Genomic DNA, 13,354 nt, shown 5'->3' with positions numbered 1-13,354 from the left:
TACGCGAAGCCGCGCGATTTTCAGACGGCAAAATGACAGGGCACATCCCATGACCGGGCTCAGGGCGCCCAATGCACGCTGGCCTCCGGCAGGAAGGCACTCACCGGCGCCTCCATCGGCGACAGCGACTGGGCGCGCTCCAGCGCCGCGCGCTTTTCCGGCCCGGTGATCAGAATATGCGTCGAGATCGCGGTCTTGAGCGCCTCAGCCGAAAGCGTGATGCGCGGCTCGGGCGCCCCCGGTGCCCGCATCGCCAAAAGCGTCGGCGCCGCATCCGAGAGACCGAGCTCGAGCTGATCGGCGCCCGGGAAAAGGCTCGCCGTGTGCATATCCGTGCCCATGCCGAGCAAAAGCACATTGAGCGGCAACACCGCCTCCACCGCCGGCATCAGCGCCTCGAGCCCGTCTTCCGGTGTGGGCACATCGCGATGCAGCGGGATCAGACGGGCGCTTGCCGCCTTGCCGACCAGAAGCCGGCGTTTCAGCAGCGCCGTATTCGAGCGCTCCGATGTTTCCGGCACCCAGCGTTCGTCATTCAGCAGCACGTCGACCCGGTCCCAATCCAGCGACACGCCCGAAAGCGTGTCGAACACCGGGCCGGGCGTGGTGCCGCCGGGGACACAGAAACTGACGCGCTCATGCTGTTCCAAACCGGCGCGCAATTCACCGGCGATCTTGTTGGCCAGATCCAGGAGCATCACATCGCGGTCGGGGTATTCGATGAGGTTCATTCCTTGATCTCCCGCCAGCGACGCCCCTCCTGATGCAGCATCATCGCCGCATCTTCGGGCCCCGAGGAATAGGCATCATAGAGCTGCGGCACGTCTCCGCGTTTCTCCCAGCTCTCGATCAGCGGATCGGTCCAGGCCCAGGCTGCCTCGACCTCATCGCCGCGCATGAACAGCGTCTGGTTGCCCCGGATCACGTCCATGATCAGCCGCTCGTAAGCATCGGTGATTTCCTCGGCATCCTCGCCCAGAGCCTCGGCAAAGGACATGTCGAGCGGCACATCGATCAGGCGCATGCCGCCCGGGCCCGGCTCCTTGATCGTCACCTTGAGCGTCATGCCCTCGTTGGGCTGCAGCCGGATCGAGAGCACATTGGCATGCCGCCCGGCCTCTTCGCCAAAGATCGAATGCGGCGCGTCCTTGAACATCACCGCGATCTCGGAGGCGCGGGCCTTGAGCTTCTTGCCGGTGCGCAGGTAGAACGGCGTGCCGGCCCACCGCCAGTTGGAAATCTTGCAGCGCAGCGCGATGAAACTCTCAGTATGCGACCGCGGATCGCCGGAATCTTCGCGATAGGACGGTTCATCCTCGGTCGAATCATATTGGCCACGCACGATATCGTGGTGCTCCACCGGCTCCAGCGCCCGGATCACCTTGAGCTTCTCGTCGCGCACCGCATCCGGGTCAAACCGCGAGGGCGGCTCCATCGCAATCAGGCACAAAAGCTGCATCAGGTGGTTCTGGACCATATCGCGCATGGCGCCGGATTTATCGTAATATTCGCCACGCCCGCCGACCCCGACGGTCTCGGCCACGGTGATCTGGATGTGATCGACATATTGGCTGTTCCACAGCGGTTCGAACAGGATATTGCCGAAACGCACGGCCATCAGGTTCTGCACCGTCTCTTTGCCGAGGTAATGATCGATGCGGTAGATCTGGGTCTCGTCGAAATGCTTGGCAAGATCGCCGTTGAGCTTGCGGGCGCTCCCGAGATCGCGGCCAAAGGGTTTCTCGACCACGATCCTTGCCTCGCGATCGGCAATGCCGAAGCTCATCAGACGTTCGGCGAGATCGCCGAACAGCGAAGGCGCCACCGAGAAATAATAGGATTTGATCACCCCGTCGCGCATCAGCGCCTTGAGATCCGTCCAGCCCTGATCGCCCCTGGCATCGACCTGAACATATTCGAGCTGCTTGAGAAAGGCGCCGATCTGGCCTTCGTCGCAGGTGTGCGTGGCGGAGAACTCGATGATGGCGGCCCGCACGATTTGCCGGAATTCCTCCGTGTCATGTTCGGATCGGGCCGCACCGATGATCCGCGCCGTTTCGGGCATCTGCCCGGCACAAAAGCGGCGGTACAGTCCGGGGAGGATCTTGCGCCGGGCCAGATCGCCCGTGCCCCCGAAAATCACCAGATCGAAATCATCTACGGGAATGACACGCGAAGCCATGAAGTCTTCCTTTCCGCCCGAGGGGCTTTGAGGCGTTAGCGCTAACTGATGCTGATCTAGCGCCACGGCCCCCGAAAGTCTAGCATCGCTTTGATCGCTCTCAACCCCGCAGTGGCCGAACAGGCCTCAAATCTCCGCTCACGCCCCTGTGAGCCGCTCAAGTGAGACCTTTTCACCACGCTGACAAAGATTTAGCCTGCGGAGAACCGCCCCGTTCCGAAAGATGGCCCGAGATGAAAGACCACGATGCGATTCCCGCTCCCCATGCCCGGGCCGAGACCACTCCGGCCAATCAGGGCAAATTTCAGCACCCGGAGGTGACCGCCAAGGGCGAGACACGGGCGACGGTGGCGCTGAACGGGCTGCAGACGCTTTGGTTCAACACCGGGACACTGTGCAACATCACCTGTGTGAATTGCTATATCGACAGCTCGCCCAGCAATGATGCGCTGACCTATCTGAGCACCGCCGAGGTCGAGACCTATCTCGACGAGTTGCACACCCGCAAAGACCGACCGCGCGAGATCGCCTTTACCGGCGGCGAGCCCTTCATGAACCCGGAGATGATTCAGATGGCCCGGGCCGCGCTGACCCGCGGCTATGAGCTGCTGATCCTGACCAATGCCATGCGCCCGATGCAGCGGCCGCAGGTGCAGGAGGGGCTGATCGCGCTCAACCGTGACTTCCCCGAAAAACTGACGCTCCGCGTCTCGCTCGATCATTTTGCCGAGGCGCATCATGACGAGATGCGCGGCGCCGGGAGCTATCGCGTGACACTTGCCGGCATGGATTGGCTGCGCGATCATGGCATCCCGATGGCCGTGGCGGCGCGCTCGCTCTGGCATGACAGCGAGGCCGAAACCCGCGCCGGGTTCGCCGCGCTCTTCGCCGAGCGCCGCTATGAGATCGACGCCGAGAACCCGGGCATGACGGTGATCTTCCCGGAAATGGATCTCAGCGCCGAAGTACCGGAAATCACCACCGCCTGCTGGGGCATTCTCGGCAAGGACCCCAAGGATGTGATGTGCGCCTCGTCGCGCATGGTGGTGAAGCGCAAGGGCCAGCGCCCTTCGGTCGTGGCCTGTACGCTCCTGCCCTATGAGGCGGAATTCGATCTCGGCGCAACGCTCGAAGAGGCCTCTCGCGACGTGGCGCTCAACCATCCTCATTGCGCGAAATTCTGCGTCTTGGGGGGCGCGTCCTGTTCGGTGTGAGAGGCGGCGATGAGCCCTTTGGGAACATTGAGCCTTCCGGCGCGGGACAAGGCGAAGCCGCCCGGAGCAGCAACGCAGTTGCCCGGGCGTGCGCCGGACCGTCCCGGCGGTCAGGCGCATTTTTCATCCCCGTACAACAGATTGATCTTTATCGGACTTGGCAGACATAAAGCGCAACGTTCAGTCGTTGCTGCGCCAGCCCACGGTCCGGCACACGCCCTCATGTCAGACAAATCGCCAACGTCCCCTCCGTCCCGCAAAGCGGCCCTGTCTCACGCCTCCAGTTCGCTATCCCAATAGAGATAATCCATCCAGCTCTCGTGCAGATGATGCGGTGGGAATTTGCGACCCATGTTCTTGAGCTCTTCGGCGCCGGGCGCGCGCGGCGGTTTGCGCAGGTTCATCCCCACCTGCCGCAGCGATTTCGAGCCCTTGCGCAGATTGCAGGGCACGCAGGCCGCGACGATGTTTTCCCATGACGTCACCCCGCCCCGCGCCCTCGGGATCACGTGATCAAAGGTCAGCTCGCCGCGCGAACCGCAATATTGGCAGCGGAATTCATCCCTCAAAAACAAATTAAAGCGCGTGAAGGCCACGCGCTTTTGAGGTTTGACATAATCTTTGAGGACGACGACCGAGGGGATCCTGATCTTGCAACTCGGGCTATGGACGTAATCGTCATATTCCGCGACGATATCGACCCGATCGAGAAACACCGCCTTGACCGCCTCCTGCCAGGGCCACAAGGACAGCGGATAATAGGACAGAGGCCGGTAATCCGCATTCAGAACCAAGGCCGGGTGCGCCCGTGTCGCATTCGGTTGCCTGACAAAATCCGTCCTGAAGTCTCCGTCCATGATGCTCCGCCGCTCCGTCTCTGGTCTCAGATCGGACGGGTGCTCCCGCCCGTGAAAGCGTCCCGCACAAAGCCCCGGTCAGCGGCAAGGCGTGACGCTGTGACTTCGACTATATATCGCGGCTTGAACCTGACAAGCCCCAGTATATGCGAAGCCTTCGCATTGGTGATTACAGGTCCATGATGACAGAGATATGACGCCTCTTTAGGCAGATGGCAGCGAAAACTCGGAAAAATTCCCGAGATTGCGGCAAAAATACGGGTCATGAGAGACCAGAACTACGGCACCGCGCCACGCGGACAGCCCGGTTTCCAGCGCCTCGATCGCCTCGAGATCGAGATGATTGGTCGGTTCATCGAGCAGCAACAGCGGCGGCGGGTCTGTGCTGGCGCTCACAAGGGCGATGGCCGCGCGAAGCCGCTCGCCGCCCGAGAGGGACGCCGCCGGTTTCAGCACCGCCTCGCCACGAAACCCGACCCGGGCAAGGCTCTCGCGGATCTCTGCCCGCGACAGCTCCGAATGCGCCGCCTGCGCCACATCGAGAAGCGTGCCGACACCGGCAAGCCCGCCGCTTTGATCGAGATGGGCCACTCGGCAGAAGCGCTTCACCTGCCCCGACACCGGGAGGATTTCCCCCGCCATGGCACGCAAAAGCGTCGATTTTCCGGCGCCGTTCGGCCCGGTGACATGCAGCCGCGCCGGACCACGCAGAGACAGCGAGACCGGGCCGATCTCGTGATCGCCACAAGACAGCACAACCTCGTCCAGCTCGATCAACAGCTTGTTCGCGGGCAGATCCACCTCGGGAAAGCGCATCGCCACCGGGGTGATCCGTTCGAGCCGCGCCAGCACGTCGAGGCGCGCCTGTTCCGCCGCCGCATCGCGCCGTGCCGTCGCCCTCAAACGACCGCCGGCGGCGCTTTCCGCGCCCTCCTTCGCCTTGTCGAGCAGCATTTTCGACTGCGACCCGTCGCGCAAACGCTTGCCCTGACGCGCCCGGCGGGCCTGTCGCGCCGCCGCTTCCTGTGCCTGCGCGCGATGGTGTTTCACGGCGCGTTCGGCCCGATCCGCCTGGGTGCTGAGCCGCGCCCGTTCCGCCTCCCGCGCGGCCTGAAAGGCGCTCCAGCCGCCACCGAACAGCGACATGCTGCCATCCGGTTCCAGCGCGGCAATCTGATCGACCCGTTCCAAAAGCGCCCGGTCATGGCTGGCGACCAGCGCGATGCCCTGAAACCCATCGAGCGCAGCGCGCAGGATCTGCCGCGCCTCGGCATCCAGCGCATTGCTCGGCTCGTCCATCAGCAGGATCTCGGGAGGCTCGAAGAAGGCCGCCGCCTGCGCCGCACGCAACACCTGCCCGCCGGACAGCTGACGCAACGGCGCATCGAGCGGAACCTGCCCGAGCCCGAAGCGCGTGAGCTGCGCTGTGATCCGCTCCTCGAGCGTCCAATCCACCGCCTCGAACGGACCAAGCGTCGGCTGCCCCGCCAGAGCCCGCCGCATGTCCGTCAAATCCGCCGCGCGCCCGAACAGATCGACCACGCGTTGCGACACCTCCGGCGATTGATCGAGCATCCTGACCGGGCCGGAACAGGCCAGCGCGCCGGAGATGCGCGGCGGCCCGGCCTGGCCGGCGATGAATTGCAACAGCGTGGATTTGCCGGAGCCATTGCGTCCGACCAGACCGGTCACACCGGGACCAAGGGTCAGATCGATCACACCGCCGGACGCATTTCGCCCGTCAGATCGACCCTTGCCAAAGCTGGATTTCCCAAAGCTGGATTTTGATGATGTTCGAGAGGTCCCTGCCCCCTCACGCAGCCCGGCGCCGTCAGCGTTTGCGACGGTCCTCAACACGGATGCGGACAGGGAGACGTTCCTCAGTCGGACGAAGGCCATAGCTCACCATGACGCCGATTGCAGCAAAAACGATTGCGGTCATCACGATCATGTCCATGGTAGAACCCTCCATATTCGATATAAAAACCGTAACACCGACCGGGGCAAGGTCAAGGGGCCAGATCAGATTTCGGCGAAAAAATGAAATTAATATGAATTCGCGCTAAAACTTCGGGCGCCCCCGCCGAAACGCGATCCGACGGGAGGTCGGCCCCATGGTCGCCTTCACGATCGCCCTCACAGCCGCCCGGCCTCACCTCTGGGTTTGCCGGTGAACTGGGCGGTGAACTGGCGGGCGAACTGGCCGGGCTTAGCCGGCCTCGTAGCCCAGTTTTTCACGCAGAAATGCCAGCGCCACCGACAGACCGTCGGGAGAGATCCCATGCCCCGTGCCGCGCATGATATGGGCGTAGGTCTCGAACCCTGCCGATTGCAGCGCCTGCCCCGCCTCGGGCAAAGATTGCGGCGGCACCACGTCATCCTCGTCGCCATGGATCAGCAACACCGGCATTTTCACCCGCATCTCATCCTCGAGCATTTCCGGCTCCAGGAGCCGCCCCGAGAAACCGACGACACAGGAAACCGCCTCCTCGCGGCGCGGCGCCACATGCAGCGACATCATCGTGCCCTGGGAAAAGCCCAGAAGCGCGATCTGATCCGCCTCGAAGCCGTAATCGACCATGACATTGTCGAGATAATCGTTGAGCTCATCGACGGCGCGCATCATGCCGGCGCGGCTTTCCTCTTCCGAGGAACCGTCGATCCAGGGGATCGGAAACCATTGATAGCCCATCGGATTGCCGGTGCAGCGCTCCGGCGCGTCGGGGGCAAAGAACATCGTGTCCGGCAGGTGTTCGCCCAGCGGATCGGCCAGCCCCAACAGGTCATTGCCGTCGGCGCCATAGCCATGCAGGAAAATCACGGCGGAATTGGTCCGGCCCGACAGGCTATCCCGTTTATGGTTGGTCAGATCGGCCATCAGCGCACCCCTTCGCGTTGCTTTTCGACATGGTAGTAGGCCCAAAGCAGCCGTGCTGCAACCGCTCTCCATGGCGACCAGGCTTCGGCCATCTCCCGGAAAGCGCGCTCTTTCGGGCGCTCCGGCAGATCGAACAGAAGCCGTGCTGCCTCCTGCAGCGCCAGATCGCCGGGGGCAAAGACATCGGCATGGCCGAGCGAGAACATGGCATAGATCTCGGCGGTCCAGACACCGATGCCGGGGACTTCGGTCAGCGTGGCGACAATCTCCTCGGCGGGCGCGCTGCGCAGCGCCTTGAAATCGATCCGCGCCTCAGCGAGCGCCTTGGCATAGCGCACCTTCTGGCGCGACAAGCCGCAGGCGCGCAGCTCGTCTTCCGTGGCCCAGAGCACCTTGCGCGGTCCGGTGAGCCGCGCCGTTTTCAGCCGTTTCCAGATGCCGTTGGCCGCGGCCACCGAGATCTGTTGGCTGACGATGGCGCCCAAAAGCTCCTCGAACCCGTCCTTGCGCCGCCTGAGCGGCAAATCCCCGGTCTGGCCGAGCGCATGGGCAAAACGCGGTTCGATCCGCGCCAGATGCGCAGCCCCCTCGGCCACATCCGCAACACTCGTGATAATCCGCATGTCCGCCGCGCTCCTTCTCTCCCGTCCCGACGATAGACGGCACGGCGCCGCCATCAACCCCAAACCGGCTTCCTAAGTTGCACGGATTTCGCCATAACGAGACTATGACAGATTCCCATTCCCTCTCCCTGCCCTCCGGCACCTGGCCCACCATCGACCCCGGCTGGGTCTGGCTCTGTGGCGCGGGGCCCGGCGATCCGGGGCTGATGACTTTGCATGCGGTGAATGCGCTCAGACAGGCCGATGTCCTCGTCTATGATGCGCTCGTGTCAAAAGAGATCCTGTCCTGGGCCAACCCGGCCGCCGAGCTGGTCTATGCCGGCAAACGCGGCGGCAAGCCCTCGGCGAAACAGGTGGATATCTCGCTGACCCTGGTCGATCTGGCCAGAGCCGGCAAACGTGTGTTGCGGCTCAAGGGCGGCGATCCTTTCGTGTTTGGCCGGGGCGGCGAAGAGGCGCAGACGCTCATCCAGCATGGCGTACCGGTCAGGATCGTGCCGGGGATTTCGGCGGGGATCGGCGGGCTGGCCTATGCCGGCATTCCGGTCACCCATCGCGATGTCAATCAGGCGGTGACCTTTGTCACCGGCCATGACAAGACCGGTGGGCCGACCCAGGTCGACTGGGCCGCGATGGGCCGCGCCTCGGGCGTCCTGGTGATCTACATGGGGATGAAACATGCCCCATCGATCCGCGAGGGCCTTCTCGCCGCGGGCCGCCCCGAAGACGAACCGGTCGCCGTGGTCTCGCAAGCCACGACACCGGATCAGGCGGTGTTGGAAACGACGCTGGGCACGATGGTCGGGGATATCGCCGCGGCCGGGCTCGAGCCGCCGGCGATCATCTGTGTCGGCCGGGCGGTGCTGATGCGGCAGGTGCTCGACTGGCAGGCGCTGATGCGCGGCGAGACCCCGCGCGATCTTGACCCTCTGGGACGGGGAAAGCCGGCGGAACAGGGCTGAGCGGCGGATTTCACGAAAGTCTGGAGAGAGCCTCTGCGGACGTTCAAGCGCTGAGCGACTGCGCAGGCCCGTGGGGGAGCGCTTTCCCTCTTGAGGTCAGCCCTTTATCGTCATCAAATCCGTATAATTTCAATCCGTTGTACACGGGTGACAATGCGCTCGCCCGGCTGTGCTGCAAGCACGCCTCCGGCGTGACACGGGCCAGCGCAGGCGCGGCGGCTTCGCCTTGCCCCGCGCCGGAAACCAACGGCACAAAAGTCTCGCATCCCAGATCTCTGCCGATCTCCGCTCACGTTTTCGCACACCCCTTGCACAGGATCATTCTTTCCCCTGCGACAAAACACGGGTTCTCAGAGCCTGCCCGGGCCGTTAAACGCTTCTGAGTTACATATTCAAAACTCCGCACAAGACATCATACGAGACCCGAGATGACCGACCTGCCCCTGACGGATACCTCCAAAGCCCGCCGCAACGTGATGATCCTCGTCATGGCCCAGGCCTTTCTGGGCGCGCAGATGTCGATGATCTTCACCATCGCCGGTCTCGCCGGGCAATCGCTGGCCTCGAACCTGTGTTTCGCGACCCTGCCGATCTCCGCAACCGTGCTGGGCTCGATGCTGGCCGCCACGCCCTTGTCGGCGGCGATGCAGCGCTGGGGCCGTCGCACCGGCTTCTGGATCGGCACCGGATCGGGCACGATCGGTGCGGCCATTGGTGCCGTCGCGCTGATGCAACAGAATTTCTGGATGTTCGTCATCGGCGGGCTGTTCACCGGGGTCTATCAGTCCTCGCAGGGCTTCTTCCGCTTTGCCGCCACCGATACCGCCGATGAGGCGTTCAAACCCAAGGCGATCTCCTACGTGCTGGCCGGCGGGCTGGCCTCTGCGATCATCGGGCCGCAACTGGTGAAAGTCACCTCTCAGGCGATGGTCGTGCCCTTCCTGGGCACCTATCTGGCGGTGATCGCGATCAATCTGATCGGCTCGCTCCTGTTCCTGTTTCTCGACATCCCGAGACCGCCGGTCTCGACCCATGCGCATCTGATCGGGCGCTCGCGCATGGAGCTTCTGAAAACCCCGCGCGTCGCCGTGGCGATCATCGTTGCCATGGTGTCCTACGCGCTGATGAACCTGGTGATGACCTCGACTCCGCTCGCCGTCGTCGGCTGCGGGTTCGAACAGAACACCGCCGCCGATGTGGTCTCCGCCCACGTGCTGGCGATGTTCATCCCGTCGTTCTTCACCGGTTTCCTGATCTCGAAATTCGGGGTCGAACGGATCATGGCCACCGGTCTGGTGATCCTCGCCCTGGCCGGCGTCATCGGCATGATCGGGGTCGATCTGGAGAATTTCTTTGTCGCGCTGGTGCTTTTGGGCGTGGGCTGGAACTTCGGTTTCATCGGCGCCACCGCGATGCTGTCCTCGGCGCATGAGGCCTCGGAGCGTGGCCGGGTGCAGGGCATGAACGATCTGATCGTCTTCGGCGGGGTCACCCTTGCCTCGCTGGCCTCGGGCGGGCTGATGAACTGTTCCGGCGGTTCGGCCCAGGACGGCTGGCAGGCGGTGAACCTCGCCATGGTGCCCTTCCTGACACTGGCGGGCGGTGCGCTGATCTGGCTCTGGATGCAGCCGAAAAGCAGCTAAGCGCCCGCCTCTGCACGGGGGGAGAGCAGCTCGCCTATCCGGCGCGGAACAAGGCGAAGCCGCCGCGCCTGCGGCCATGCTGAAAGCAGGCCTCAGCCATGCCCCGTCCCCGCAGGCTGGCGCATTGCACCGGCGCGCAAACCGCGGATCTTAGATGTATTTTGCGCCATAAAGCGCTGCGCACATGCGTCAGGTCGCCCCCCCCTACAGGCAGGCTTGTCCCGGCTCGCGCTCTGAGCGGATGAACATTTGCTCCGCCCCTCGCCCCGGAGACTAGCCCCCCGCTTCCGCCCGAATCTTGTCCCGGTGCCGTGCCAGCCAGAAGGCGGACATGTAGAGCGGGCCGACGTCGAGCTGCCCGGCATCGCACATCTCCATCAGCCGCTCATAGGACATCAGCGTCGAGGCGATGTCCTCGTGCTCATGATCCAAGCCCCCGATGCCCTCGAGCCCCTGCGGCAGATCGGCAATCCCGACATAGGAGGTGATATATTCGGTCATCGCCCCCGCCGAGGGGTAATATTCCGCCACCTTGTGCAGCGCCCCCAGGGTCACCCCGGCCTCCTCGACCGCCTCGCGCCGGGCCGTGGCTTCCGGCCCCTCGCCGGCATCGACGCGGCCCGCGATCGGCTCCACCATCCATGGGAAGAGATCGCCGCGCGCATAGGGACCAAAGCGGAATTGTTCGATCACCAGCACCCGGTCGCGCAGCGGATCATAGGGCAAGACGGTGACCGCATCCGCCATCAGGAACCCGGCGCGGGTCATGACATCGGTCTCGCCGCCACCGAACCGGCGGTGTTTCAGATGACTGTCATCGACGGCAAAGAAATGGCTGTAGGGGATGTCCTGGCGCAACAGGGTCACGTCCTCACGAGACAGGGTCGTGCGCCCCGCGCCCCTTGGCCGCCCGCCCCGACGCGCCATCATACGTGCCCAGGTGCGGGTGAAGATCATCGGTCGCAGCGGCCTGAGCTCCTCCACCGCACGCTTGCCATGGTAGAGCACCACCTCTTCGGCGGCGGTGGCGACGAATTCTTCGCTCAGGACCTGCTCATCGCCGCTCAGAACGGCGCGCAGGAAGTCGAGCTCGCTCGCGGAATAGCGGGACGCCAACGGCGCAAAAATATCGGACATTCATACCTCGGTCAGGGCCATTTTTGGGCAAGTTTCTCAGGACAAATTTTCAAGACAAATTTTCAGAGCGAATTTTTCCGGGCGAATTTTCAGGGTAAATTCTGCAGACCGATTTCTCAGGCCCATTTGCCGGCCGCTTTTTCCACGATCCAGGCACCGAACAAGCCCCCGACGACCAGCGTCACCAGAACGTCCGGCTTCAGGAGGTAGATCCCGTATTCCCCCATCAGATCGACCATGCCCATGAGCGCCTCGGTCGGCCCCTTGTAGCGCAGGTCAAGCGAGCGGTGGATCATCGTCTCGAAAGCGAAATAGAACACCGACCAGAAGCTCAGGATCACCGAGGAGGAAAACCCGTAAGCCATCGCCGCCGCCACGGTGTCGCCGGCGCGTTTGCCCATGAAGATCCATCCCGTGAGAAAGCCGAAACCACCGGCGATATAGGACATGAGGCCAAACTGCGTGCCCTCTTCCATATGCGGCTTGACGAGTTCGGCGGCGAACCAGGCCAGGATGGCAAACCAGAGGGCGGCAACGAGTTTGGCGGCTGTGGGCATCTGCTCTATCTGCTCGGATGAGTCATTGTGATCTGTGTTACGTCACAGTTTCCACCGTGAAAGGTCGCGGCGCAAGAGGTGAGATAGAAATTCCACATCCTTTGGAACCGCGCGTCGAACCCCTGCGCCTCGACCTGATCCCATCTGGCGTTGAAGGTCTCGAACCAGCGCCGGAGCGTGGCCGAATAGCTCTCGCCGAATTCCCGGCTTTTGACAAAGCCCAGCCCCGCCTTGTCGATCTGCTGCCTGAGCGCCGTCGGCGACGGCAGCATACCCCCGGGAAAGATGTATTTCTGGATGAAATCCACACCTTTGCGATAGCTCTCGAAACGTGCGTCCTGCAGCGTGATGATCTGCAAGGTGGCATTGGCGCCCGGGCTGAGACAGTCGCGGATCTTGCCGAAATAGGTGGGCCAGTATTTCTCGCCCACCGCCTCGAACATCTCGATCGAGGCGATGCCATCGTATTGCCCACGCTCATCGCGGTAATCCTGCAGCTTGAAGTTCACAAGCTCCGACAGCCCGGCTTTGCGGATCCGTTCATTGGCAAATTTGAACTGTTCCTCGGAAATGGTCAGACCGGTGACCCTGAGCCCGCGCTGGCCCGCCGCATATTCGGCAAAGCCGCCCCAGCCACAGCCGATCTCCAGCACGTGATCGCCGGCTTCCACGCCCATCTCATCGACCATGCTCTTGTATTTCGCGGTCTGAGCGGCTTCCAAAGTCTCCTGACCACTCTCGAACAATGCCGAACTGTAGGTCATCGTCTCGTCGAGCCAGAGTCGGTAGAAATCATTGCCGAGATCGTAATGATACGAGATGTTCTTTTTCGCCTGCCGTTTGCTGTTCGAATTCATCCAGTGCCGCAGACGCTCATAGGCGCGCACGAAGGCCATGCCGGGAAACCCGTCATAAAGATCGTCATTGCCGGCGTGCAGAAGATCCATGAAGGCCATGAGATCCGGCGTCGACCAGCCGCCGTCGAGGTAATCCTCGCAAAAGCCCAAGTCGCCCTCGCGGATCAGCCGGGCAAAGACATCGTCACTATGGACATGCAGTTCCGCCACCGGACCGGGCGCCTTGCCTTCGGCGCGAAACACCCGCCCGTCGGGCAGGACGAAATCCAATCGCCCGCGCGCCATCGCCTGGGCGATCTCGAACACATTGCTGAAATAGCGCGGCAGGTCGCCCTGCGCTTCGGTGCTGGTCAATACGGCCTTTCGGTCGGCCGCTTGCTTATTCTTATCAAGCATCTTGGCCCCTCACAGGATGATATCTGCGAGCGGGTTCGACGCAATATG

At 63.1% G+C, this 13,354-nt stretch carries 13 protein-coding genes; 3 read left to right on the top strand and 10 right to left on the bottom strand.

Going from position 1 to position 13,354, the window contains the following annotated elements:
* Positions 1-59: 59 nt before the first annotated feature.
* Positions 60-731, bottom strand: a complete 672-nt coding sequence (gene pgl, locus BM151_RS03860; RefSeq protein WP_090057629.1) for a 6-phosphogluconolactonase — start codon at positions 729-731, stop codon at positions 60-62.
* The gene (gene zwf, locus BM151_RS03855; protein WP_090057625.1) at positions 728-2,182 is read right to left on the bottom strand and encodes a glucose-6-phosphate dehydrogenase; all 1,455 of its coding nucleotides are present in this window, start codon (positions 2,180-2,182) and stop codon (positions 728-730) included. Before zwf ends, pgl begins: the two co-directional genes overlap by 4 nt.
* Positions 2,183-2,415: 233 nt before the next feature.
* Between zwf and BM151_RS03850 the strand changes: the two genes are divergently transcribed.
* Positions 2,416-3,396 (top strand): radical SAM protein, encoded by a 981-nt coding sequence (locus BM151_RS03850; protein ID WP_090057620.1) that lies wholly within the window; start codon positions 2,416-2,418, stop codon positions 3,394-3,396.
* Between the two features lie 272 nt (positions 3,397-3,668).
* Here the strand turns inward: BM151_RS03850 and BM151_RS03845 are convergent, their stop codons facing one another.
* From BM151_RS03845 to BM151_RS03830, 5 genes are all read right to left on the bottom strand, one after another.
* On the bottom strand, positions 3,669-4,253 hold the full coding sequence (locus BM151_RS03845; protein ID WP_090057617.1) for an HNH endonuclease: 585 nt from the start codon (positions 4,251-4,253) through the stop codon (positions 3,669-3,671).
* A gap of 204 nt (positions 4,254-4,457) precedes the next feature.
* Complete coding sequence (locus tag BM151_RS03840; RefSeq protein WP_177213015.1) at positions 4,458-5,972, bottom strand: ATP-binding cassette domain-containing protein; 1,515 nt, start codon at positions 5,970-5,972, stop codon at positions 4,458-4,460.
* A gap of 112 nt (positions 5,973-6,084) precedes the next feature.
* Positions 6,085-6,210: a hypothetical protein gene (locus tag BM151_RS21925; RefSeq protein ID WP_281245284.1), complete on the bottom strand. Its 126-nt coding sequence runs from the start codon at positions 6,208-6,210 to the stop codon at positions 6,085-6,087.
* 252 nt (positions 6,211-6,462) lie between these two features.
* Positions 6,463-7,131 (bottom strand): alpha/beta hydrolase, encoded by a 669-nt coding sequence (locus tag BM151_RS03835; RefSeq protein WP_090057609.1) that lies wholly within the window; start codon positions 7,129-7,131, stop codon positions 6,463-6,465.
* Positions 7,131-7,754, bottom strand: coding sequence for a DNA-3-methyladenine glycosylase family protein (locus BM151_RS03830; protein WP_090057605.1), 624 nt, complete (start codon positions 7,752-7,754; stop codon positions 7,131-7,133). Before BM151_RS03830 ends, BM151_RS03835 begins: the two co-directional genes overlap by 1 nt.
* A gap of 104 nt (positions 7,755-7,858) precedes the next feature.
* On the opposite strand from BM151_RS03830, the gene cobA reads away from it, so the two are divergent.
* Together cobA and BM151_RS03820 are read left to right on the top strand one after the other, a co-directional pair.
* Positions 7,859-8,716 carry a uroporphyrinogen-III C-methyltransferase gene (cobA, locus tag BM151_RS03825; RefSeq protein ID WP_090057601.1) on the top strand — a complete coding sequence of 286 codons (858 nt, stop codon included), beginning with the start codon at positions 7,859-7,861 and terminating at the stop codon, positions 8,714-8,716.
* A 428-nt stretch (positions 8,717-9,144) separates the two neighbouring features.
* Positions 9,145-10,359: an MFS transporter gene (locus tag BM151_RS03820; protein ID WP_090057596.1), complete on the top strand. Its 1,215-nt coding sequence runs from the start codon at positions 9,145-9,147 to the stop codon at positions 10,357-10,359.
* 273 nt (positions 10,360-10,632) lie between these two features.
* Here BM151_RS03820 and BM151_RS03815 read toward each other — a convergent pair whose 3' ends face one another.
* The 3 genes from BM151_RS03815 to BM151_RS03805 form a co-directional block, all read right to left on the bottom strand.
* Positions 10,633-11,496, bottom strand: a complete 864-nt coding sequence (locus BM151_RS03815; RefSeq protein ID WP_090057591.1) for an NUDIX domain-containing protein — start codon at positions 11,494-11,496, stop codon at positions 10,633-10,635.
* Between the two features lie 116 nt (positions 11,497-11,612).
* On the bottom strand, positions 11,613-12,053 hold the full coding sequence (locus tag BM151_RS03810) for a TrgA family protein (RefSeq protein ID WP_090057587.1): 441 nt from the start codon (positions 12,051-12,053) through the stop codon (positions 11,613-11,615).
* 5 nt (positions 12,054-12,058) lie between these two features.
* Positions 12,059-13,306, bottom strand: coding sequence for an SAM-dependent methyltransferase (locus BM151_RS03805; protein ID WP_090057583.1), 1,248 nt, complete (start codon positions 13,304-13,306; stop codon positions 12,059-12,061).
* Between the last annotated feature and the right edge of the window lie 48 nt (positions 13,307-13,354).

Origin of the sequence: Celeribacter neptunius (genome assembly GCF_900113955.1) — a bacterium.
Lineage (GTDB): Bacteria > Pseudomonadota > Alphaproteobacteria > Rhodobacterales > Rhodobacteraceae > Celeribacter > Celeribacter neptunius.
The sequence above is the reverse complement of the archived record's forward strand: the minus strand, read 5'-3'. Positions and strand labels throughout refer to the sequence as shown.

Excerpts from the sequence above, each read along its gene's own strand:
- pgl (WP_090057629.1), bottom strand. The coding sequence starts at position 731 with ATGAACCTCATCGAATACCCCGACCGCGATGTGATGCTCCTGGATCTG.
- zwf (WP_090057625.1), bottom strand. The coding sequence starts at position 2,182 with ATGGCTTCGCGTGTCATTCCCGTAGATGATTTCGATCTGGTGATTTTC.
- BM151_RS03850 (WP_090057620.1), top strand. The coding sequence starts at position 2,416 with ATGAAAGACCACGATGCGATTCCCGCTCCCCATGCCCGGGCCGAGACC.
- BM151_RS03845 (WP_090057617.1), bottom strand. The coding sequence starts at position 4,253 with ATGGACGGAGACTTCAGGACGGATTTTGTCAGGCAACCGAATGCGACA.
- BM151_RS21925 (WP_281245284.1), bottom strand. The coding sequence starts at position 6,210 with ATGGACATGATCGTGATGACCGCAATCGTTTTTGCTGCAATCGGCGTC.
- BM151_RS03835 (WP_090057609.1), bottom strand. The coding sequence starts at position 7,131 with ATGGCCGATCTGACCAACCATAAACGGGATAGCCTGTCGGGCCGGACC.
- BM151_RS03830 (WP_090057605.1), bottom strand. The coding sequence starts at position 7,754 with ATGCGGATTATCACGAGTGTTGCGGATGTGGCCGAGGGGGCTGCGCAT.
- cobA (WP_090057601.1), top strand. The coding sequence starts at position 7,859 with ATGACAGATTCCCATTCCCTCTCCCTGCCCTCCGGCACCTGGCCCACC.
- BM151_RS03820 (WP_090057596.1), top strand. The coding sequence starts at position 9,145 with ATGACCGACCTGCCCCTGACGGATACCTCCAAAGCCCGCCGCAACGTG.
- BM151_RS03815 (WP_090057591.1), bottom strand. The coding sequence starts at position 11,496 with ATGTCCGATATTTTTGCGCCGTTGGCGTCCCGCTATTCCGCGAGCGAG.
- BM151_RS03810 (WP_090057587.1), bottom strand. The coding sequence starts at position 12,053 with ATGCCCACAGCCGCCAAACTCGTTGCCGCCCTCTGGTTTGCCATCCTG.
- BM151_RS03805 (WP_090057583.1), bottom strand. The coding sequence starts at position 13,306 with ATGCTTGATAAGAATAAGCAAGCGGCCGACCGAAAGGCCGTATTGACC.